This is a genomic window from Legionella quinlivanii (assembly GCF_900461555.1).
Taxonomy (GTDB): domain Bacteria; phylum Pseudomonadota; class Gammaproteobacteria; order Legionellales; family Legionellaceae; genus Legionella_C; species Legionella_C quinlivanii.
Map to the genome: position 1 here is coordinate 2,753,809 of NZ_UGOX01000001.1, position 21,904 is coordinate 2,775,712.

Consider the following 21,904-nt stretch of genomic DNA (forward strand, 5'->3'; position numbering starts at 1 on the left):
TTTACACCTTCAATAAAGGAAAGCCCAAGGCTTCACGTGCCTGATAGTAAGTCTGTGCAACCGACCTTGATAGTTGGCGCACACGCAAAATATAGCGCTGTCTCTCAGTCACCGATATGGCATGTCTCGCATCCAGTAAATTAAAGGCATGTGACGCTTTGATAACCATTTCATAAGCCGGTAAAGGCAAGCCCAGTGCAATTAATTTTTCAGCCTCGGTTTCGTAGTAATCAAACTGACTGAATAAGGCTTCCACATTCGCATGCTCAAAATTATAGGCTGACATTTCCACTTCGTTCTGATGAAACACATCGCCATAGGTCACTGTTTTATCCTGAGTCTTGCACCAGGGCAAATCAAAAAGATTGTCTACCCCTAAAACGGCCATTGCGATACGCTCAAGACCATAAGTGAGTTCTCCAGTGACCGGTTTACAGCTTAAGCCGCCGACCTGCTGGAAATACGTAAACTGAGAAACCTCCATTCCATTTTGCCAGACTTCCCAGCCTAATCCCCAGGCACCTAAAGTAGGAGACTCCCAATTGTCTTCTACGAACCGAATATCATCGGTTAAAGGATCAACTCCCAGAGCGCGCAGTGAATCAAGATACTTTTCCTGAATATCCAGTGGAGACGGCTTCAAAATCACCTGAAACTGATAATAATGCTGCACGCGATTAGGATTATCCCCATAACGCCCGTCAGCCGGCCTTCTGGACGGCTGGACATATGCCGCAGCCCAAGGCTCCGGGCCAATGGCTCTCAGGAATGTTGCCGGATGAAAAGTGCCGGCACCGACTTCCATGTCCAGGGGTTGTAATATCACGCATCCCTGATTGGCCCAGAATTGTTGCAAAGTCAAAATAATGTCCTGGAAAGTCGATGGTTTATTCATTCTTATCTCATTACTCTATGTTTCAGCAAAGTGTAGCAAATATGACATTGCTAAAAGAAGTTTCTTCTTAAGCAATTTCTGACTTCTGCGTTCTGCGGTTTATTCGCTGAATCCAGGGAGCCAGGCGGACTCATGGATCGCGCGAAAAGTCCATAGGTATCTACACAGCTCTGAAAACAAAGTCTGCTCCTCGCTTCTACGTCCCTCGGCTTGTCCGAGGGATCCAGCAATCTTATAGAGAAACACTGGACCCTGCGGACAAGCCGCAGGGCGTAGGGGTGATGGGTAGATACCTATGAAACAAGTCGCGGGACGTAGAAATGATATTAATCAATTTATTGGTACATAGGTCAGCCCTTATAAAGGGCTGGCCTATACCAGCAAACAACGCTTAATTACTTCCCGCTTTCTTAATCAGGTCAATTAAAGCCTCTTCACTGGCGGCACCAGGAATAAACGCTGGCTCACTGCCTGCTTTAAAGCTGCCATTGGGTGTCGATGCAACGATAAATGCAGGCGTTCCCATTAAATGCAGTTTTTCAGCTAATTGACGGTTAGCTTCCAAAGCATCTGTTACTGTTTTGCTATTCATATCCGCAGCAAACTTGGTCATATCCAGACCAGCCGCTTTCGCTGCATCATTAATGCTTTGATCAGTCACTTTTTGATCCTGATTAAACAAGGCATCATGCATTGCTTTGTATTTGCCCTGCATCGCAGCCGCTAAAGCAGCGCGGGAGGCCTGTTCAGAGCTTTTTCCAAAAATAGGGAATTCTTTGTAAATAACGCGCAGGTTAGGATCTTTCTGTATCAATCCACCAACAATAGGCGCCATTTTTTTGCAATGGATACACTGATAATCAAAAAATTCAACCAGGGTGACATTGCCATTGGGATTACCCAATACAGTTAATTTGTCGCTGAACAAATCGTTCGCATTGGTTTGAATTGCTGCCTGGGCCTGTTGCTGCATGTTTTGCTGTTGTTTTTGCTGCAATGCCTGGGAAGCTTCAATCAACACTTCGGGATTATTAACCAAATAATCATGAATGACCTGCTCCATCGCTTTCTTTTGCGCGTCGGGTATGGAAGCGGTTGCGGCAGTGTCTGCTGCGGTATTGCTATCTGCCATAGCCATTGGAGAAAACATTGCAGTAATTAATGCGCCAGCTGTTAACAGTCCTGAAAATTTCACGAAAATCCCCTTAATTAATAGTCCACATTGCTGGTGCTCCGATCACATGAACTTGGAGCCACCTGTTTCAATTTTCCGGATGAACCGTAGCATCAGCAGATTTTAATTTCAAGTTAATTTTAAACCTCTTGCGGTGTCAGATTGGCGTAAGCAAGCACGAGCCATTTTATTCCATGGCTTTTGAATTTAACCTGTACACGCGTATGCGCCCCGTTTCCTTCCACAGAAATAACCACCCCTGTTCCAAATTTGGCATGAGAAACTGTCTGACCTAATTGCAATCCGGCCTCTTCCGCCAAACTGGCTGTCATGGCTTTGGGAGTAACTGGCTTCTGGAATTGCGTTTTTACCCTTAATTCATGTAAAAGCTCTGAGGGTAGTTCACGCAGGAAGCGGGAAGGACGATGATACTCTTCACGGCCATACTGACGCCTGACTTCCGCATATGTCAGAAAAAGCTCTTCCATTGCCCGAGTCATTCCTACGTAGCATAATCTTCTTTCTTCCTCGAGCCGTCCAGGTTCCTCAATAGACTGCTTCCCAGGAAATACCCCTTCTTCCATTCCGCTTAAAAACACGACCGGAAACTCCAAACCCTTAGCCGCATGAAGGGTCATCAGATGAACATAGCGCTCATGCTCTGCCGCCTGCATTTCGCCCGCTTCGAGCGAAGCATGAGCTAAAAACGCAACTAATAAAGGTAATTCCTCATCATAATCATCCTGCTCATAGCGAAATTGTTTGGCAGCACTAATTAACTCCTGAAGGTTATCCAGGCGCGATTCAGACTTATCTCCCTTCACTTTCGCGAAATGAGCATACAGGCCGCTTAAATTGATGACTTCATTGAATTGCTCATCGAGTTCAAGCCCTGCAATCCGCTGTTGAAGATCTTTTATTAAATCCAGAAAACGGGCCAGGGCACTGCTTGCCCGCTGAGTCAGTGTGGAGTTATTAATTAACAGCTCAGCTGCCTGCCAAAGTGAGATTTGCTCTGTTTTAGCCAAATGGCGCAGCTCATCCAATGTTTTTTCACCAATACCGCGTGTCGGAAAATTAACCACCCGCTCAAACGCGGTATCGTCGTTTGAATTGGCCATCAAACGCATATAAGCCAGTGCGTCCTTAATTTCAGCCCGTTCAAAAAAGCGCAGCCCCCCATGAATTCGATAAGCAATTCCGGCATGCAGCAATGCTTCTTCCAAAACACGGGATTGCGCATTGGAGCGATACAAAATGGCCACCTCATCGGCACTGCGTCCCTGACTCAAAGCAAGACTAATGCGATCACTGATAAAGCGTGCTTCATCCAGCTCATTAAAAGCGCTGTAAACGACAATCTTTTCACCAGCTCGTCCCTCTGTCCACAGCTCCTTACCCATTCGAGACTTGTTGTTGGTAATTAAGGCGTTAGCCGCTTCAAGGATGGTTGACGTAGAGCGGTAATTCTGCTCCAGACGAATCGTCTCCGTATTGGGATAATCCCTGACAAACTGAGCGATATTTTCAACTTTCGCCCCCCGCCAGCCATAGATCGACTGATCATCATCTCCCACTGCCATAACCACCGCCTGATCACCGGCTAATAAGCGAATCCAGGCATATTGAATGGTGTTGGTGTCCTGAAACTCATCCACTAAAATGGCGTTAAATCGCTGGCGATAATGCTCAAGGATATCCGGATTATTACGCAGCAATTCATGCGTTCTGAGCAGGATCTCGGCAAAATCAATGACGCCTGCGTTCTGACATGCTTGCTCATAAGCCTCATAAATACGAATCAGCGTTCGGGTAGGTCCATAGCTTTGCGCATGAATATGCGAGGGACGCAGGCCCTCGTCTTTTTTACCATTAATAAAGGATTGAGCCTGCTTTACCGGCCATTGCTCTTCATCGAGATTGAGGGAGGCTATAACGCGCTTCAGCAGACGAGCCTGATCGTCACTATCAAGAATATGAAAGGTTTCCGGAAGACGCGCTCTTTCATAATGGCGGCGCAACATGCGATGGCAGAGCCCGTGGAATGTGCCTACCCATAAACCATGAACCGGACTGTTAAAAATCTGAGCGAGCCGGCTGCGCATTTCTCCCGCGGCCTTATTCGTAAAGGTCACGGCCAGAATAGATGAAAAGGGCATATTATACTGTGACACCATCCATGCTATCCGACTTACCAGTACTCGTGTTTTCCCACTGCCAGCACCCGCTAAAACCAGAACATTCTTCAAAGCAGCAGTGACGGCTTCATATTGTTTTTGATTCAAACCCTTTGTTAATGTTTCTACCGTCATGCATGACTCCCACTTCAAAAAAATGAGCTATTATCTTAAATTTAGTGGAGTTAAAGCAATATTTATGGAATGTTTTCCAATTCAGACAAACAAGTATATGATTAGTAAAAAGGAAGACGAGTAAAACTATGCATAGCTTATATCCACCCATTAAACCCTACTATGTCCATGAGCTCCCCGTTGCCCACCCCCATGTATTGTATGTTGAGGAAACAGGAAATCCCGAAGGTTTGCCGGTTATAGTATTGCATCCAGGGCCAGGGGCTGGAGGTGACGCCTATCTCAGGCGTTTTTTTGATCCGCAGATTTATCGCATTATTCTATTTGATCAGCGTGGTTGCTGCCGCTCCACTCCGCATCTTGAACTTAACGACAACACCACACAGTCGTTAATGGACGATATCGATGCTATTCGGGATTACCTGGGGCTTCAGCGCTTTGTTTTGTCAGGCGGAGGCTGGGGAAGTTTACTGGCATTATTGTATGCCGAACTCTATCCTCAGCAAATCTGCGGCTTGTTATTACATCGTATTTTTTTAGGCAGACAACAGGATATTGACTGGTTTTATCGCCAGGGCGCTAATTTGGTTTATCCCGATTACTGGCAGGAGTTTACTCATCTTATTCCGGAGACGCAGCTTGATGAAGTGCCTGCTTATTACACTAGCCGCTTGCAGGGACCTAATGAATTGGGGCGTATGTCCGCTGCAAAAAACTGGACGCTTTGGCTGGCTCGCTGCAGCAGCCTGCAACCGCATCAAAACTTAATTGATCAGTATAGCGACCCGCATTTTGCCCTGACCCTCGCTACCCTCGAAACCCATTATATTAATAATCGCTATTTTATTGAAGAGAATCAGGTACTTAAGAATGCCAGTAAACTGCGCCATATCCCGGCCTATCTGATTCATGGACGTTATGACATGGTATGCCCTTTATCAGGTGCCTTGACATTGCATCAGGCTCTGCCCGCTTCCAATTTAAGCATTGTGCGCGATGCAGGCCATTCAGACAGGGAGGCAGGAATTATTGATGCGCTAATATGCGCAAGCAAGGAAATGTCTCGCCAGAGATTAGACGCATGCTGACGGTTATTCAGGTAGTTCGTGAAGCACGTGTAGAAGTCGAACAGCAGATAATCGGTCAGATTGAGCATGGTCTTCTGATTTTATGCGGTTTTGGTCCGACAGACAACAGCGCCACCCTGGAAACCATGCTTGAAAAATGCCTTAATTACCGCATCTTTTGTGATATGCAAGGAAAAATGAATTTAAATCTGCAGCAGGTTGAAGGCGGCTTGTTACTGGTTCCTCAGTTTACCCTGCTCGCAGAAACACGAAAAGGCTTAAGGCCCAGCTTTTCCAATGCCGCCTCTCCAAATCAGGCCAGAGCTTTATTCAGCGAACTGGTTGAACTGGCTAATCAGAAATACTCAAGAGTAGCAAAAGGGAAATTTGGAGCCAATATGCAGGTCCACCTCTGTAACGATGGACCGGTAACCTTTGTGATGGATTTTTAAATAGTTTTTCCATATTGTGGCGGATCCAGAGATAGTGGTAACATGAACTTTCCATGACTCGGAATAATTGAAATATCATGCGTTTAATGGCAGCTTTAACGACTTGTGCAAGCTCATTTCTGCTTGCCTCCTGTATTCATAAAGGCCCTAATCCTGTTGACCCTTATGAATCCATTAATCGCGAGACTCACAAGTTCAATATGGCATTTGATGCCACATTTTTGAAACCGCCGGCTCGTCTTTACAAAGCGGTTTTACCAGGACCTGTACGCGCCAGCATTAACAATGCCTATGAAAATGTGAATATGATTCCAACAGTAGGCAATGATTTGCTGCAGGGAGAATTACGTCAAGCAGGCAAAGACACGTGGCGCTTTCTGATTAACTCCACCTTAGGTATCGCCGGATTTTTTGACCCTGCCAGCCGAATGGGGTTGCCGCCGCACAGTAATGATTTGGGCCTCACCTTTGCAAAATGGGGAAATAAGGAATCTCCCTATATTGTAATTCCATTCCTCGGTCCAAGCACTTTCCGCGATGGTATGGGCATGCTCTTTGAATACCCCCTGCTAACGCCTTATCCTTATCTGGACAGCACTGTTCTGACGAATACGCTTATTGGAGTGAGATATGTTGATTTGCGCTCCCAATTGTTCGACACCGAACGGCTTATGGATGAAGCCCTGGATAAATATGCCTTTATCCGCGATGCCTACTTACAGCACCGCAATTATCGAATTACTGGCGAACAAGGGGAAACTGGTGACTCGGAATCCTTGTATGTTGAAGAAAACGGTGAAAGCGGAGAGAAAGCAAGCAGTAATTCGGGTCTGGGTAGTGATTATGTCGATGAATAAGGTAAAATTGGCGAATCCATCTCCATTTGTTTAAGTTTATATGTTGCATATTGCGCTTTATCAGCCTGAGATTCCACCCAATACCGGCAATATTATTCGGTTGTGCGCCAATACTGGCGCGCAATTACATCTGATTCATCCACTTGGTTTTGAAATGGACGACAAGCGCATGCGGCGTGCGGGTCTCGATTATCATGAATGGGCCAATGTCATTCACTATGAGAATGAAGCGGCATTTGTTGAGCAAAATAGCAACCGGCGTATATTTGCCTGTTCCACCAAAGGCAGCGTTCCCTATAATCAAATCACCTATCAGAATGACGATCTATTACTATTCGGACCGGAAACTCGTGGTTTACCTGCTGAATTAAGAGAGCGCTATAGTGCCATTCGCATTCCGATGAAGGAAAACAGCCGCAGCTTAAATCTTTCTAATTCGGTCGCTATTATTCTTTATGAAGCCTGGCGGCAATTAAGCTTTGTTTGACGTTGTTCTACCGGGCAGCACAGTCTTCGAGAGGGAATCTTCCACTCGAAGACTATTAACCTCATTTTTCAGATATCATTCACGGGCTGATTTGAATCACTAACCCGCAACTCAAGCCACATCGCATTTAATATTGCAAAAGTGCATGCCAGACCTGTGCCCAAAATCCAGGAAAAATACCACATAATGCCTCCTAATAGCCCATTGCGGAATTATTGTTAACGGTCTCTGGTGTCACCTTGCCCCTAAGGACGCGATAAACCCATGCCGTATACAAAAGAACCAGCGGCAGTAAAATCAGAGTTGCAAACAGCATAATTGTTAGAGTCAAAGCACTCGAAGAACTATCCCATACTGTTAAACTTTGTGAGGGATTGCTTAGCGAAGGCAGAATGAAAGGAAACATGCTGACTCCCACTGTAGCAATAATGCATGCAACGGTCAGTGCACTGAATAAAAAAGCTATTTTCTGTTTTTTAAAACATAAAATAGCAAGCAAAGCTGATATCAGTGCGGCTGCAGGCACAAGCATTGTCCAGGGTTTCTGATAATAATTGAAAAACCAGGCTCCGGGCACCCTGACTACCGTTTTATAAAGAGGGTTGGATGGTCCATCCTGCGGAATCGGATGGGCCAAGGCATAGCCGTCGATTCCCAGATAAATCCAGACTCCCGCCGCTGCAAATAAAAGAATTACCAGCATAGCACTTGCGCGCGCAGCCACGGTTGCACGGTTTTGGACAGGCCCCACTGTTTTCACTGTCAGGAAAAACGCGCCATGCATGGCCAGCATGGTTACCGATAATACCCCGCATAACAAGGCAAAGGGATTTAATAACTCCAGGAAAGTTCCAGTGTAGAAAGGACGCAGGCTCGTATCAAAATAAAAAGGAACCCCCTGCAATACATTTCCCATTGCCACACCGAAGACCAGCGCCGGCACTACTCCGCCGATAAAAAGGGCTTTGTCCCAATTATTTCGCCACTGCATCGATGGCAGTTTGGAACGGTATTTAAATCCGACTGGCCGCAAAATCAATGCGAGCAGTACCAGCAGCATGGCAAGATAAAAACCGGAAAAAGATAAGGCATACAATGCGGGCCAAGCGGCAAAAATCGCCCCGCCGCCCAGAATAAACCACACTTGATTGCCTTCCCAGGTTGGAGCAATACTATTAATCAGGATTCTCTTTTCAGTATCGTCTTTGGCGAGCCAGGGCAACCACATCACCACGCCCAGATCGAAGCCATCCATCACCGCAAATCCAATCAGCAAGAGTCCCAAGAGAATCCACCATATCACTCGCAACATTTCGTAATCGATAATCATCTTTACTCTCCATGTATCAGGCTGTCAGGACCAAGGCGTATAGCCTTTACCATCAAATAAACCTCAATGATTGCCAGTATCGTGTAAAAAATGATAAAACCGGCCAGAGAGGTCGCGACTTGAGAAAAGCTGACTGACGAGGTGGCAATGTAGGTGGGTAAAATTCCCTGTACAACCCAGGGCTGCCGCCCATATTCAGCAACTATCCAGCCCAGTTCTGCGGCAATCCAGGGCAAAGGAAGCGACCAGAAAGCCACATGGAGATACCAGCGAGTGGTGTGCAGCCTGCGTTTTATAGACAAATAAAAGCCGACAGCAAACAGCAAAATAAAGAAAAAGCCGCAAGCAACCATGATGCGAAATGAAAAAAACAGAGGGAGCACTTTCGGCTTGAGATCATTTGCCGCGGAATTAATCTGCTCTTCCGTGGCATCGCTTACATTTTCCGTATATTTTTTCAATAAAAGCCCGTAGCCTAAAGCATGACGATGTGCTTCAAACTCAGCTTTTGCCTGACTATCCTGCGGGTTTTGCTGAAGCACTGCCAAGGCTTTATAAGCAAGCATTCCCTCTCGAATATTCTGTTTTCCTTCATCAATTAACTCTGAGATACCCTGCAAGGGCTCACTAATAGAGCGTGTTGCTATTAATCCAAGCATATAGGGCACTTCAAAGCCATAGTCGGTGGTTTGTGTTTTTTCATTTGGAATACCGAAAACCGTCAGCCCCGCCGGCGCTTTTTCGGTGTGCCACATCGCTTCAATTGCAGCCAGTTTCATTTTCTGATTGCTGTTGGCAACATACCCGCTCTCGTCTCCGAGAACTACCACCGACAAAGCCGATGCCAGGCCAAAGGAAACCGCGACTGTCATCGAACGTTTGGCCAGATCAATATGGCGCCCGCGCAGTAGAAAATAAGCGCTGACAGCCAAAACAAAAATGGCGCCAGTTACATAACCCGCACTGATGGTATGAACAAATTTAGCCTGGGCAACTGGATTAAACATGACCTCGGCAAAATCACTCACTTCCATTCGCATTGTCTGGTAGTCAAATGTGGCTCCAACCGGATTTTGCATCCAGCCATTCGCAATCAGGATCCACAGGGCTGATAAGTTTGTACCTAACGCCAGCAGCCAGGTACAGCACATATGCTGAAATTTTGATAATTTATCCCAACCGAAAAAGAACAGGCCAACAAACGTGGCTTCCAGAAAAAAAGCCATTAGCCCTTCAAGCGCTAAAGGAGCACCAAACACATCCCCCACGTAGTGAGAGTAATAAGCCCAGTTGGTACCAAACTGAAATTCCATCGTCAATCCTGTGGCCACTCCCAACACAAAATTGATACCGAATAACAGTCCCCAATATTTAACCATTTGGCGCCAGATTTCACGTCCTGTCATTACATAAACAGTTTCCATGATAGCCAAGAGCAAAGACAATCCGAGAGTTAAAGGAACAAAAAGAAAATGGTACAGCGCGGTTAATGCAAATTGTAAGCGGGATAAATCGACAACTTCACTGGCAGGAATCATAGCTCACCTTAGTAACTGAAGTTAAAAAAAACAAAGCCCTTGTCCGATCAAAGAATTAACGTTCTGCGATAGCCTCCATTGTCACCGGTGAACCAAATAGATATTGCTTGAACGACTGGGGCTTTTCGATGTGATGAAAGCAAAAAAACCACAAAGCAATGAGAAGAACGATTTTTACCGCAAACGTAATCAGAATTTCACGGGAAAGGGAACGCATATCAGGCTCAGCAATTTGAAGACAAACAGTTTAACTGAAACAGAGACCCAGTACCAGTTTTGAGTTTGCTAATTATCCCTGGATTCATTCGCGAACTACACTGCGAAAACATCTTTTGATTTCCGCCTGCGCGGAAAACCTTGTTGCGTAATAAACCCAGGCAACTAAGCTGTCGTCTTTGCGAGCGTTAGCGAAGCAATCCATCACCCCGCTCAAAGCTTCCACTGGATTGCTTCACTTTGTTCGCAAAGACAGTCTTCTGCACAACTATTTTCATTTACACAATAATGCGCACCGAAATGACAGAGTTCTTCCAGTTAACTACTATGATGACAACTTCTTCTCCAGACAGCGCATATACTCACCTGCGATATCCAGACCAGATACCTGCATTATTTCTCTGATGCAAGTAGGGCTGGTGACATTAATTTCAGTCAGATAATCGCCAATCACATCAATACCCACGAAAAACAGGCCTTTTTCACGCAGAGTCGGCGCAATCTGCTCACAAATCCAGCGATCTCTGTCATTTATCTCGACTACTTCACCCCTGGCCCCTGCCGCCAGATTGCCGCGAATATCCCCTTTTGCAGGAATTCTGGCCAAAGCATAGGGAACAGGAGAGCCATCGATCACTAAAATGCGTTTATCACCATGGGTTTTGATTTCCGGGATGTAACGCTGTGCCATAATGGTCACTGTTTCATTTCGGGTCAAAACTTCCAGAATAACCGATAAATTACTGGCTTTTTCATCGACATGAAAAATCGCATTCCCACCCATTCCTTCCAGAGGCTTATACACAACCTGCTGGTGCTGCTCCCAGAACTGGTGCAAGCGGTCAATATTTTTGGTCACCAATGTTAAAGGACAGCATTGTGGAAACTGCAGGGTAAAAAACTTCTCATTGGCATCGCGTAAACTTTGCGGCTTATTGGCCACCAGCACCCCTGCCTTTTCAGCAAGCTCCAAAGCATAAGTAGCATAAATATATTCCATATCGAAAGGAGGATCCTTTCGCATCAGAATAATATTAAACTCATTGAGCGAGCGTTCAGTTCTTTCACCCACCTCAGCCCAGTTGCCAGATTGCTCATCTCCCACCCTGATTGAGGCGACCTGTGCGAAAGCCTTCCCCTGCTTGCAGGAAATATCGGCAGGTGTAAAATAATAACACTCCCACCCCAATTGCTGAGCACTCTGCAACATTGCGACAGTCGAATCTTTATACGCCTTTATTGAGTCCAGAGGATCCATCAAAACAGCCAGCTTCATTATTCGCCTCCAATTGCAGCGATTTCCCTTGCTGCAGCAAGCGCCGCTAAACGTGCGATGACGCCATAGGCGTAAAAACGGTTGGGATACTCAACAGGCGGTAAATCGCCTCTGGGCATGTTACAGGGTTGTGAAAAAGCCAAAGGTTCAAAGTGCATACCGGGAGCATTCAGATTTTCATCACTGCCTCGCCCCTGATGCACACGGTAAAAACCACCAACTACGAATTGACCCATCATGTAAACTACTGGTTCGGCAACGGCTCCATCGGGCATGGTCTCAAAGGAGAAGACCCCTTCCTGCAAAATGACGCGCTCAACTTTCTGGCTACCTTTACTGGCTGCCATCCGGGTCCGCTGCTTCCGATTCAGCTGCCGCAGTTCATTCGCATCATGCACCATCATAACGCTCATACCATAGGTACCATTATCCGCTTTAACCGCCAGAAATGGCTTTTCGTCAATCCCGTAAATTCGGTATTTGTCCTCAATTTGCTTTAAAAGCATATCGGCTGCTTCTGCAAGATTTTCCAGGCCTTCCTGAGCCATAAAATCAATCCCATCCACCGCGGTGAAATAGGGGTTAATCAGCCAGGGATCCAGATTGATTAATTCACAGAAATCACGAGAAACTTCATTAAAAAAACCAAAATGGCTGGATTTTAAACGCGAAAACCAACCGAGTTTGGCCGTGGGACGTATGCGCTGCTTAATGCCATCGAGAATGGGAGGAACGCCAGTGGACAGATCATTGTTTAATACAATGAAGCAGGGATCAAAGTCATGCAAGCCGACCCGATCCTCATGTCGTATCAGGGGTTCAATCACTAAACTGTTATTCCCCTCCAGTTCAATTTCAACAGGACTCGATAAATCAGGATCCAGACTGCCAATTCGAACATTAAATCCTGCCTGCATTAAAATATCTCTTAAGACGGCCAGGCTTTGCATATAGAAGCGATTACGCGTATGGCTTTCGGGTAGAATCAGTATACGCCTGCAGGTCGGCAGATAATCGATTAATACTGCCTGAGCCGCCTGCACGCAGAGCGGTAAGAAATCAGGATTAAGATTATTGAATCCAGCAGGAAATAAATTGGTATCCACTGGAGCAATTTTGAAACCGGCATGCCTTAGATCAACAGATGAAGTCAGAGGGGGCGGAGTCATTCGCCATTGTTGTCTGAACCAATCTTCAATATCAGCGATCCGGCTCAGTATCACTTCTTCCACATGGTACAGTGGGCCGCAATGAGCCGTAAATAAACTGGGTACCGGTACATCGTAGTGATGCATGAGAATACTCCTCAGCGATTAAACTCAAGCCTAATGAGACAGCCAGGTTTTTCTGATTATTATTATTAAAAAGAGGCAGATTGTCTGCGTAGACTCGATAAGCGTAGCGCATCCAGGTTTTTCCACGCAAGACATTAATCATTTATTTGCATATGCCAGGGATCCAACCGGTCAATTTCCCTAAGAGAAATACAGTTTGCCTGCATTTCTGTTATGATTACTCATCCAAATAGATGCAATACAATCATGCTTAATCAATTAATAGAACAATATGCAGCACAAATCGACACTTTTCAATACCTGCTCATTTTAATTAATGCGTTGCTGCATCTGTTATTTGCCGGTGCAGTAGCCCGAGATGCCGGCAGCCTCTATCAGCTGGGCCAGCGGCCTGCCCTGGTTTCTGCAGCATCCTGGGCTTTTGCGACGCTGCTGGGCGGCGTAATCACTGCCGCAATTTACTGGTTTATTCATCACTCCACATTAACACGACCTACATTGAGAGAAAAAAGTCATGAACGAACATAATATTGCCACAATCGATGTCCATGAATTAAAACAACGGATGGAAAAAAACAGCAAGCTTTGCCTGATTGATGTTCGTGAAGACTATGAGTGGCAAAATTATCGCATCCCGCAGGCTCTTCACATTCCGAAGGGCGAATTAGCCGCCCGAATTCAAGAAGAAGTCGCTGATACTGCCGAACCCATTTATCTGCACTGTCAAGGCGGAGTCCGATCGCTGGCTGCAGCCGAAACACTGATGCAAATGGGCTATCAGGAAGTGTATTCAGTCAATGGTGGTATTGCCGGCTGGAGTATGGCGGGTTATCCGATAGAGAAGTAAAGGATGTGCTGGGCTTGGAAGCCCAGCCTATACCTGTGGGGGCATCAGGTGGAAGGACCTTCAGGAACAAATTCTTCCTCGGCTACCGCAGTCTTTGAAGTAGAAGCTGACGCTTTTCCACCACCAAGAAACATATGAGATAAACTGGATAAAAAGCCTGCGTGACCGCCTTTTGCTTTCAACGCTTCTTCCCTGGCTCTCTTTTCTTCTTCCAGTTTTGCCTTTCTGTTGATTTCATTTTGCAGTTCATCTTTTCCAGAGTGAGCAGCATTTTTCAAGGCAATAAGAGTAGTGCCAAATTCCAGATGCTTAAAGATTACTCCTTCTTTACCTTCTCTGTCGTCTTGAATAACAAATTTATGATCGGTTTTTTTACCTTTGAGCTCATCACCCGCTTCATAAATTTCTGCAGAAAACGATTGATGCGCAGCGCTTAAAATTCGATAAGCAGTGACAGGGTCCATTGGATTTTTCTTATCTTCGGGTTTTAAAATTGTGTCGAGCGCACGAAAAAGAGAACTTCCTTTGTTAAGTAATCCGCCTTTTGGATTAAGTCGCGGATAGTCATCGTAAACCATCTTGCGGACTGTCAGCATCACCCCTGATAAACAATCGGCTTTCTGATCATCTGAGTAATCTACACTCAAACTGTCCAGATGAGCGATGTAAGTGTTGATGAACTTGACATCACCATAACGCTCCAATTCTTTGATATCACCAACGGAGTGGTCTGAGTTCATTTGAAGTTGTTGTTGTTTCCAAGCCTCTTTGAGCGCAGTCCAACTCAGTATTTCGTAAGCCATAATTTTCTCCTTAAACTCCATATTCCAAAAGTGAGGGCTTTCCTCACGATACCCAGTGTAAACTAATTATTTCCGTTCGTCATGACTTTTCTTTAAACGACTTAACTAAATTACAACCTCTTGTTTTTACATCAGGTTTAGGAAAAACTCTGATGAAAAATCTTTATTTCTCTTCGCCTCTGCTTTAGGATGACGCTTTGCTTCAACAGAAAGGAAATCAAATGAAGAAATACCTTAGTGTACCGCTGATGCTGCTCACCAGTATGACCTGGGCAGAAACCAAACCGCCCGCACTGGTTGTTCAGATTGTAGTGGATCAGCTTCGAGGCGACCTGCTGGAGCGCTATAAAACCAAGTTTGGCGCAGAGGGTTTTAACTACCTGCTAAGTCATGGCATCAATTACCAGAATGCCCATCACCCTCATGCGCATACTGTAACCTGTGTTGGACATGCGACTATTGCGACTGGAAGCTTCCCGGCTCTTCATGGCGTTGTGGCTAATGACTGGATTGATCGTCAAACCGGCCAGTCTGTTTATTGCATGGAAGATTTAAACAGCAAAATTATTCCAACCTCGCACACAAAAAAAGAATTGCCTGGACGCTCACCACGCCAGCTGCTGGCTTCTACTCTCAGTGATGAATTAGTGCTCGCTCAAAAAGGCCAGGCATTCGCCGTTTCCTTAAAGGATCGCGCAGCAATCACTCTTGCTGGCCATGCGGGTCAGGCCTATTGGTTTGATCGAAGCAATGGCGGCTTTGTCAGCAGCAGTTATTATTTGACGCAATACCCACAATGGGTCATCAATTGGAATGCTGATTATCAGGATAAGAATGAAACCTGGTCGTTAAGCAAGCCGGTCAATCAATATACTTTCGCCAAATCGGCAGGCTTTCCTAACCGCTCCTCCAAGGATTTCGGCAAAGGATTCCCGCACCATACTGGTGAACCGGGTAGTGAAGAATATTACGAATTCTTATCGATGACGCCCAAGGCGGATGAATTGACCGCTGATTTCGCCATTCACCTGCTCAAAGAAGAAAAATTGGGTAAAACGGCTAATACAGTCGATTATTTAGGCATTAGTTTCTCTGCTGTCGACGCAGTCGGTCATGAATTTGGACCAAACAGTCTGGAGTCAGAAGATAATTTGCTTCGTCTTGACCAAACGATGGCCAAATTACTCAAAGCGATTGATGCTCAGGTAGGACTTGCCAATACCCTAATTGTGCTCTCGGCAGATCATGGAGTTAGTGACTCGCCAAGCTATCTTTCGGAACACCATATGCCGCAAGCCAATGCCTTAAATGAGAGTGAACTGCGTCAAAAAATAGAACAAACTTTACTCAAGCGATTCCAGCTGCCAGCTAACTCTCTGCAAGCGATTATGCCTCCGTATGTGTATCTCAATCATGACGTCATCCGCTCTCATAGTATGGATATTGATCAGGTCAATGCGACCCTGGTTGAAGCACTTGGCAATTTCCCCGGCGTCTTTCAGGCTTATGCGCTGTCTTTGGCCAATACTCAACACGACTGGCTTAGCGACAAGGTGATTCGTATGGCTAATTTAAGCCGCGCCGGCGATCTTTATCTGGTGCCGCCTCCTTATCAATTGAGTGAAGATCAGGAAGGCCAGAAAGTCGATCATGGAACGCCCTGGCAATACGACAGTTATGTGCCGCTTCTTTTTGTGAACGCTCAATTTGAGCCGCAAGCGATTACTCGTCCTGTTTATACCACAGACATTGCCACTACTCTGGCAGCGGTACTGGCCATCAAATCGCCTTCTGCCGCCGTAGGTCAGCCTTTAGCGGAGGTTACGCGTTTTTATGACAATAAAGCTTGAAAAGCGTTGAATTATGGCTAATTAATAAATAAGAAGCTCAACTCATCGCTTGTCGATTCATTGCGAGCTTGGCGAAAAATTCAAATCGATGAGCTCGCAAAACGATCGGTTCAATTCCAAGGAATGGTGGTTAAAATGAATAATTTGAAAACTTTAATTCTTCTGGCGGCATTAACAGCCCTTCTCATGTTAATCGGCCGTTTATTAGGCGGCTATGGCGGCATGATGATTGCCTTGATTTTTGCGGTCGTTATGAATTTTGGCGCCTACTGGTTTTCAGATCAGATTGTATTGCGAATGTATAAAGCACAACCACTGGATGAAAGCCATCCAGTTTATTCTATTGTTTCTCAACTTGCCAATCGGGCACAAATCCCTGTTCCAAAAGTGTATATAGTTGATGCCCCCGTGCCCAATGCCTTTGCTACAGGACGAAGTCCGGAACATGCCAGCGTTGCCGTAACGACTGGAATATTATCCAGACTTAGCCAGGAAGAGCTGACAGGCGTGCTCGCGCATGAAATTTCACACGTGACTCATCGGGATACACTAATCAGTGTTATTGCTGCCACCTTGGCAGGCGCGATTAGCGGAATCGCTAATATGTTCATATTTTTGCCGATGGGCCATGACTCTGAAGGAGAGCGAAATAACCCGATCGGCGCGATATTAATGCTGATTTTAGCGCCGATGGCAGCAGGCCTGATCCAAATGGCGGTTTCTCGCTCAAGAGAATACGAAGCTGATGTCGGCGGAGCTAAATTGTCCGGTCACCCTTTATGGCTGGCCAGCGCATTGGGAAAATTGGAAATGGCCAATCAGCAGGGTCAATTTCCTGCGGCAGAAAGACATCCAACCACCGCCAATTTATTTATTGTCAATCCATTAACCAGCCAACGTCTGACTGCCCTCTTTTCAACTCACCCGCCTACTGCTGACCGGATTGCAAGATTACAGGAAATGGCGCGCGGCAGCTTTTAATCACTTGCGTTGGCAGGATATTCTAAGGATAATTCAGTCCTAGTAATTTAATTATCATGAGTATTGTATGGGACAACTTGGGCAATTTATTGTTAATCACTGGGCTTTATGGTTAGGCTTAATTCTCATTCTACTGCTCATTTTAATTAATGAAATTCAATCACAGAAAAAACGTGCCAAGGAAGTGTCGCCGCAACAGGCCGTTCACTTCATTAATCGAGACGATGCGACAGTAATTGATCTGCGTGATCTTGAAACTTATCGAAAGGGTCATATTATTAATTCAGTACGTGCCAGTGTAGAGGACTTTGAACAGCAATCACTGGATAAATATAAAGACAAACCTATTATCCTGGTTTGTGCTAAAGGTTTACAATCTACGGCATTGGCTGCTAAATTGCGTGCACAGGGATTCACCGCGCCGATGATTCTGGCAGGCGGAATAAGTGCATGGCAAAATGCAGACTTACCTCTGGTAAAAGGAAAATAAACTATGGCAAGCATAATTATGTATAGCACCAGTTACTGCCCTTATTGCGTAAGAGCCAAGCAGCTGCTTGATAGCAAAAAGGTTAGTTATCAGGAGATCCGCGTTGATGAAGAACCGGGAAAACGCGATGAAATGATTGCCCGCAGTGGACGCAGGACGGTCCCCCAGATTTTTATTAATGGTCAGCATATCGGCGGCTGTGATGATTTATATGCACTCGAAGATGCGGGTAAGCTAAATGAACTTTTACAATAACTAGGAAAAATAATGAACGAAGCCACTACAAATCCAGCGAATGAAGCTCAATTTATGATTCAAAGGGTGTACATGAAAGACAGTTCTTTTGAAACCCCTAATACGCCTGCTGTTTTCCAGCAACAATGGGAACCTGAGTTAACTCTGGATCTGAATACAGAAAATACTGAATTAGAAAAAAACGTGTATGAAGTCGTTCTTACTGTGACTGCTACTGTCAAAAATAAAAACACTACGGCGTTTCTGGCTGAAGTCAAGCAAGCAGGTATTTTTACAATCCAGGGAGCTCCTAAAGAACAATTAGGTCATTTACTGGGAAGTTTCTGTCCAAGTATTCTGTTCCCCTATGCCCGCGAAGCAATTACTTCACAAGTTATCCGCGGCAGCTTTCCTCAACTGGTACTGGCACCCATTAATTTTGATGCCCTGTATATGCAGCAACTTGAAGAGCAAAGCAAATCCAAAGCAGACGAAACAGAAACTACTCATTAATAATGAATGTTCAAAAAACCATCGCTATATTGGGAGCCGGTTCCTGGGGAACCGCAATCGCTATCCATATAGCGAATACAGGCAGAAACGTCATGCTGTGGGCGCGTAACCCGCAGCATGTTGCTTCCATGCAGACCACTCGCTGTAATCAACGTTATTTGCCGAACATCAAATTACCTGACAACTTGCAGGTCACTGATAATCTTCATGAATGTTCTGCATCGGCTGATGAAGTTATTATCGCCGTTCCCTCTCATTCTTTTTCTGAATTGCTTGAGCTTATTGACAAACCCGCAAGAGGCATCGCATGGTTGACCAAGGGGCTCGATCCATCCAGTAATCAATTTCTAAGCCAGATTGTCGCTAATCATTGGGGCGAGGAATTTTCAGTTGCGGCAATTTCAGGTCCTTCTTTTGCAAAAGAAGTCGCTCAGAGCCTGCCTACTGCCCTGACACTGGCGGGTAATAATATTGCCTACCAGGAATCCACTCGCAACCTTCTGCATCATCAGAATCTGCGCGTCTACCTAAGCAATGATTTAATTGGTGTTCAGTTGTGTGGTGCGGTTAAAAATGTTCTTGCTATTGCCTGCGGAATCAGCGATGGACTGCATTTTGGCGCCAATGCCAAAGCGGCATTAATCACCCGAGGTCTAACGGAAATGCGCCGTCTTGGAAAGGTTTTGGGCGCACGTGATGAAAGCTTTATGGGCTTGGCTGGTGTGGGCGATCTGGTATTGACCTGTACGGATGATCAGTCTCGGAACCGCCGTTTTGGCCTGCATTTAGGTCATGGAATTTCTTCTCAAGAAGCTGAAAAACTCATCGGACAAGTCGTGGAAGGCAAACATAACGCGGCACAAATTTGTCTTTTGGCAGATCGCTATCAGGTAGAAATGCCCATCTGTACTGTAGTAAACAGTCTGTTAAAGGGGGAACTGAATCCTCAGCAAGCTGTTCTTCAATTAATGAGCCGCTCTGCTCGAGATGAAGATTGAATCTATAGTTTTAATATAATCTATACTTATTCTCATTCGTTCTTGCTGTATTAAAACCATTCAATAATAAGGAGATTAATAATGGACCAGCCACAAATTGGGAAATTCTGCTGGAATGAGCTAGCTACGCCTGATGTATCTGCTGCCAAAGAATTCTATGGAAAATTGTTAGGATGGCAGTTCACTGAACATGATACCGGCGATATGGTTTATACGTTTATTAAAACCGCGGGAAGCGACGATCTTGGTGGAATATGGGGAATCCCTAAAGACAGGCAAAACGAAATTCCACCTCACTGGATGGGATATATCCTGGTTGAAGATCTTGAAGAGAAACTGGAAAAAGCCACTGAATTAGGAGCCACTGTAAAAATGCCGGTTACGCCAGTGGGTGAAATTGGTTACTTCGCGATCCTCGTGGATCCCACTGGCGCTCATATTGCACTATGGCAGAATAGATAGGTCTACCCGAAAGTGGGAGACACTCTAATCCGATTTTACCTAACGTAGGTCGGGCGCTTCGCCCGACGTTTTCGAATTGTTGAAATTTGATGAAAATGGAATTGTCGGGCGAAGCGCCCGACCTACGCTGAGGTGTTTATCTGGGCCCTGCAGGCGCTTCGCTCAGAGCATCAGTGTGTTCTTCCAAAGATAATGGAATATCATAAACTTCACACAACTCTTTTAATTTGAGGTTAAATGGCTCAGCAGCAATTAAGGAGGATTTGATAAAAAGTGATTCATCCAAATGTAATTCGTCATTAAATACAGCATTAGATAAGACATTTATTTTATGACTGCAATCAGCACTCTGTTCCTCAGCAGTAAATATGGATTTTCCCTCATGTGGTTCCAGCAGTGCTTGGATAGCATCCTTCATTTCCGAACCAAGATGCCGGGGATTTCTTCTATAATACATATCATCGGGATAACACTGATCATTGTAATACTTGGCAGCTAATAATGTACCAATCACAATTTTGAACTGTTCTTCCTGATTTAGATTGGCATCATTTAACAACTCCAATCCTTTTTTTAGATACTCTCGACTATAGCTTTTAAACGGTTTAATATAGACATACCCCTGATGAATAGTCGCACAGTTTGTCATACACTGATGCAATGTATTCTTTGCCATATCTATAAATAACAGACCATCCGTACAATGCGTTATTTCAGCATATTGATCGCTGACCGTCTTTAGTTTTTGCCAAAATCCCATAGAAATCCTTTAATAATATTAACTGAATCTTTTTTGCTAGCAGAAGATATACAGAGCAATCATCAGATCTTAAAATCGAAGTGCTGGCGATGTTCTTCCAATAATTAGATATCTCAGATTACACTTGAGATATTAAAACTTGAACATGTACTTGAATGGTGCCCAGGGCCGGAGTCGAACCGGCACGGGATTTAACTCCCGAGGGATTTTAAGTCCCTTGCGTCTACCTGTTTCGCCACCTGGGCATTTTTGTGGAGGCTGAGGCCGGAATCGAACCGGCGTACACGGCTTTGCAGGCCGCTGCATGACCACTCTGCCACACAGCCTTATTTTTCTGTTGAAAAAAAAGCGACTTATACGTCGCTTTGAATTTGGAGCGGGAAACGAGACTCGAACTCGCGACCCCAACCTTGGCAAGGTTGTGCTCTACCAACTGAGCTATTCCCGCGTCTTTATGTGAAGCATTTTACCGAAAATTGATTCTCTGTCAACACATAAATTTAACTTTTTTTAGTTAATTCTGGCCATGCAATGGACAAATAAATAACCATTGACCATATGGTCAAAATGGCGGCCACATAAAGCAAAATAAAACCAATTAATCCCCACCAGGACTGAGTCGGATCAAAGGCTACCAGTAAAACCAGCGCCGCCATTTGCAATGTGGTTTTAACCTTGCCAATGTAACTTACAGTGACACTGGCTCGACTGCCCACCTCTGCCATCCACTCACGAAGTGCTGAGATCACGATTTCTCTGCCTACAATAACGATAGCCGGCAATGTGATGTAATCGACATCCCTCGCTCCAACCAGCAGCAGAAGCGTACAGGCAACCAGTAATTTATCAGCAACAGGATCAAGAAAAGCACCGAATGGCGACATCAATTTCATTTTTCGGGCAACATAACCATCCAGCCAGTCAGTAAATCCCGCTAAAGCAAAAATAATGGCCGCCAAACCCCTCGACCAGGCGAAGGGCAGATAAAATACAATAATAAAAACCGGAATCAGCACTATCCGAAACAACGTCAACATATTGGGTAAACTGGTTAGATTACTCACGAC

Annotated in this window: 25 protein-coding genes and 3 tRNA genes; 13 read left to right on the forward strand and 15 right to left on the reverse strand. The window is 45.2% G+C overall.

The genetic code is table 11. The annotated features are described in order from the left end of the window. Nucleotide 1 precedes the first annotated feature (1 nt). The 3 genes from glyQ to uvrD form a co-directional block, all read right to left on the reverse strand. Nucleotides 2-895, reverse strand: coding sequence for a glycine--tRNA ligase subunit alpha (gene glyQ, locus DYH61_RS11690; protein WP_058507703.1), 894 nt, complete (start codon nt 893-895; stop codon nt 2-4). Between the two features lie 391 nt (nt 896-1,286). Further along, entirely contained in the window at nt 1,287-2,090 is an 804-nt protein-coding gene (locus tag DYH61_RS11695) for a DsbA family protein (RefSeq protein WP_058507704.1), read from the reverse strand. Between the two features lie 119 nt (nt 2,091-2,209). Then, the gene (uvrD, locus tag DYH61_RS11700; RefSeq protein ID WP_058507705.1) at nt 2,210-4,381 is read right to left on the reverse strand and encodes a DNA helicase II; all 2,172 of its coding nucleotides are present in this window, start codon (nt 4,379-4,381) and stop codon (nt 2,210-2,212) included. A 128-nt stretch (nt 4,382-4,509) separates the two neighbouring features. Here uvrD and pip point away from each other — a divergent pair, with 128 nt between their 5' ends. From pip to trmL, 4 genes are all read left to right on the forward strand, one after another. Next, on the forward strand, nt 4,510-5,469 hold the full coding sequence (gene pip / locus DYH61_RS11705; protein WP_058507706.1) for a prolyl aminopeptidase: 960 nt from the start codon (nt 4,510-4,512) through the stop codon (nt 5,467-5,469). Beyond that, on the forward strand, nt 5,463-5,900 hold the full coding sequence (gene dtd, locus DYH61_RS11710) for a D-aminoacyl-tRNA deacylase (protein ID WP_058507707.1): 438 nt from the start codon (nt 5,463-5,465) through the stop codon (nt 5,898-5,900). Before pip ends, dtd begins: the two co-directional genes overlap by 7 nt. Before the next feature lie 77 nt (nt 5,901-5,977). Continuing rightward, complete coding sequence (locus DYH61_RS11715) at nt 5,978-6,757, forward strand: MlaA family lipoprotein (protein WP_058507708.1); 780 nt, start codon at nt 5,978-5,980, stop codon at nt 6,755-6,757. Between the two features lie 40 nt (nt 6,758-6,797). After that, nucleotides 6,798-7,244, forward strand: coding sequence for a tRNA (uridine(34)/cytosine(34)/5-carboxymethylaminomethyluridine(34)-2'-O)-methyltransferase TrmL (trmL, locus tag DYH61_RS11720; protein WP_058507709.1), 447 nt, complete (start codon nt 6,798-6,800; stop codon nt 7,242-7,244). 68 nt (nt 7,245-7,312) lie between these two features. On the opposite strand, the gene cydX is transcribed toward trmL, so the two are convergent. The 6 genes from cydX to gshA form a co-directional block, all read right to left on the reverse strand. Next, on the reverse strand, nt 7,313-7,432 hold the full coding sequence (gene cydX, locus DYH61_RS11725; RefSeq protein ID WP_200823615.1) for a cytochrome bd-I oxidase subunit CydX: 120 nt from the start codon (nt 7,430-7,432) through the stop codon (nt 7,313-7,315). Nucleotides 7,433-7,437: 5 nt separating this feature from the next. After that, nucleotides 7,438-8,574 carry a cytochrome d ubiquinol oxidase subunit II gene (cydB, locus tag DYH61_RS11730; protein WP_058507710.1) on the reverse strand — a complete coding sequence of 379 codons (1,137 nt, stop codon included), beginning with the start codon at nt 8,572-8,574 and terminating at the stop codon, nt 7,438-7,440. A 2-nt stretch (nt 8,575-8,576) separates the two neighbouring features. Continuing rightward, the gene (locus DYH61_RS11735; RefSeq protein ID WP_058507711.1) at nt 8,577-10,112 is read right to left on the reverse strand and encodes a cytochrome ubiquinol oxidase subunit I; all 1,536 of its coding nucleotides are present in this window, start codon (nt 10,110-10,112) and stop codon (nt 8,577-8,579) included. Between the two features lie 55 nt (nt 10,113-10,167). Beyond that, on the reverse strand, nt 10,168-10,329 hold the full coding sequence (gene cydP / locus DYH61_RS15680) for a cytochrome oxidase putative small subunit CydP (protein WP_164480536.1): 162 nt from the start codon (nt 10,327-10,329) through the stop codon (nt 10,168-10,170). 324 nt (nt 10,330-10,653) lie between these two features. Then, nucleotides 10,654-11,604, reverse strand: a complete 951-nt coding sequence (gshB, locus tag DYH61_RS11740) for a glutathione synthase (protein WP_058507712.1) — start codon at nt 11,602-11,604, stop codon at nt 10,654-10,656. Further along, nucleotides 11,604-12,899 (reverse strand): glutamate--cysteine ligase, encoded by a 1,296-nt coding sequence (gshA, locus tag DYH61_RS11745; protein ID WP_058507713.1) that lies wholly within the window; start codon nt 12,897-12,899, stop codon nt 11,604-11,606. Before gshA ends, gshB begins: the two co-directional genes overlap by 1 nt. A gap of 246 nt (nt 12,900-13,145) precedes the next feature. Between gshA and DYH61_RS11750 the strand changes: the two genes are divergently transcribed. Both DYH61_RS11750 and DYH61_RS11755 read left to right on the forward strand, forming a co-directional pair. Next, nucleotides 13,146-13,427, forward strand: a complete 282-nt coding sequence (locus DYH61_RS11750; RefSeq protein WP_058507714.1) for a hypothetical protein — start codon at nt 13,146-13,148, stop codon at nt 13,425-13,427. Further along, nucleotides 13,414-13,746: a rhodanese-like domain-containing protein gene (locus tag DYH61_RS11755; RefSeq protein ID WP_058507715.1), complete on the forward strand. Its 333-nt coding sequence runs from the start codon at nt 13,414-13,416 to the stop codon at nt 13,744-13,746. Before DYH61_RS11750 ends, DYH61_RS11755 begins: the two co-directional genes overlap by 14 nt. Nucleotides 13,747-13,790: 44 nt before the next feature. On the opposite strand, the gene DYH61_RS11760 is transcribed toward DYH61_RS11755, so the two are convergent. Then, complete coding sequence (locus tag DYH61_RS11760) at nt 13,791-14,549, reverse strand: hypothetical protein (RefSeq protein WP_058507716.1); 759 nt, start codon at nt 14,547-14,549, stop codon at nt 13,791-13,793. A 221-nt stretch (nt 14,550-14,770) separates the two neighbouring features. Between DYH61_RS11760 and DYH61_RS11765 the strand changes: the two genes are divergently transcribed. From DYH61_RS11765 to DYH61_RS11795, 7 genes are all read left to right on the forward strand, one after another. Then, on the forward strand, nt 14,771-16,399 hold the full coding sequence (locus DYH61_RS11765; protein WP_058507717.1) for an alkaline phosphatase family protein: 1,629 nt from the start codon (nt 14,771-14,773) through the stop codon (nt 16,397-16,399). Between the two features lie 135 nt (nt 16,400-16,534). Further along, nucleotides 16,535-17,380 carry a zinc metalloprotease HtpX gene (htpX, locus tag DYH61_RS11770; protein WP_058507718.1) on the forward strand — a complete coding sequence of 282 codons (846 nt, stop codon included), beginning with the start codon at nt 16,535-16,537 and terminating at the stop codon, nt 17,378-17,380. Nucleotides 17,381-17,447: 67 nt separating this feature from the next. Beyond that, the gene (locus tag DYH61_RS11775; RefSeq protein ID WP_058507719.1) at nt 17,448-17,870 is read left to right on the forward strand and encodes a rhodanese-like domain-containing protein; all 423 of its coding nucleotides are present in this window, start codon (nt 17,448-17,450) and stop codon (nt 17,868-17,870) included. 3 nt (nt 17,871-17,873) lie between these two features. Next, a complete protein-coding gene (gene grxC / locus DYH61_RS11780; RefSeq protein ID WP_058507720.1) occupies nt 17,874-18,125 on the forward strand; it encodes a glutaredoxin 3 in 252 nt (83 codons plus the stop codon). 12 nt (nt 18,126-18,137) lie between these two features. Then, nucleotides 18,138-18,617 carry a protein-export chaperone SecB gene (secB, locus tag DYH61_RS11785; RefSeq protein WP_058507721.1) on the forward strand — a complete coding sequence of 160 codons (480 nt, stop codon included), beginning with the start codon at nt 18,138-18,140 and terminating at the stop codon, nt 18,615-18,617. A 2-nt stretch (nt 18,618-18,619) separates the two neighbouring features. Next, nucleotides 18,620-19,615 carry an NAD(P)H-dependent glycerol-3-phosphate dehydrogenase gene (locus DYH61_RS11790; RefSeq protein WP_058507722.1) on the forward strand — a complete coding sequence of 332 codons (996 nt, stop codon included), beginning with the start codon at nt 18,620-18,622 and terminating at the stop codon, nt 19,613-19,615. Nucleotides 19,616-19,696: 81 nt separating this feature from the next. Next, a complete protein-coding gene (locus tag DYH61_RS11795; RefSeq protein ID WP_058507723.1) occupies nt 19,697-20,077 on the forward strand; it encodes a VOC family protein in 381 nt (126 codons plus the stop codon). A gap of 136 nt (nt 20,078-20,213) precedes the next feature. Here DYH61_RS11795 and DYH61_RS11800 read toward each other — a convergent pair whose 3' ends face one another. The 5 genes from DYH61_RS11800 to pgsA form a co-directional block, all read right to left on the reverse strand. Further along, nucleotides 20,214-20,837: a hypothetical protein gene (locus tag DYH61_RS11800; RefSeq protein WP_058507724.1), complete on the reverse strand. Its 624-nt coding sequence runs from the start codon at nt 20,835-20,837 to the stop codon at nt 20,214-20,216. Between the two features lie 156 nt (nt 20,838-20,993). After that, nucleotides 20,994-21,082 (reverse strand) — tRNA-Leu (locus tag DYH61_RS11805). A gap of 7 nt (nt 21,083-21,089) precedes the next feature. Next, nucleotides 21,090-21,163: transfer RNA gene (locus DYH61_RS11810), tRNA-Cys, on the reverse strand. A 46-nt stretch (nt 21,164-21,209) separates the two neighbouring features. Beyond that, a tRNA-Gly gene (locus tag DYH61_RS11815) sits at nt 21,210-21,285 on the reverse strand. A 52-nt stretch (nt 21,286-21,337) separates the two neighbouring features. Continuing rightward, a complete protein-coding gene (gene pgsA / locus DYH61_RS11820; protein ID WP_058507725.1) occupies nt 21,338-21,901 on the reverse strand; it encodes a CDP-diacylglycerol--glycerol-3-phosphate 3-phosphatidyltransferase in 564 nt (187 codons plus the stop codon). Nucleotides 21,902-21,904: the final 3 nt, after the last annotated feature.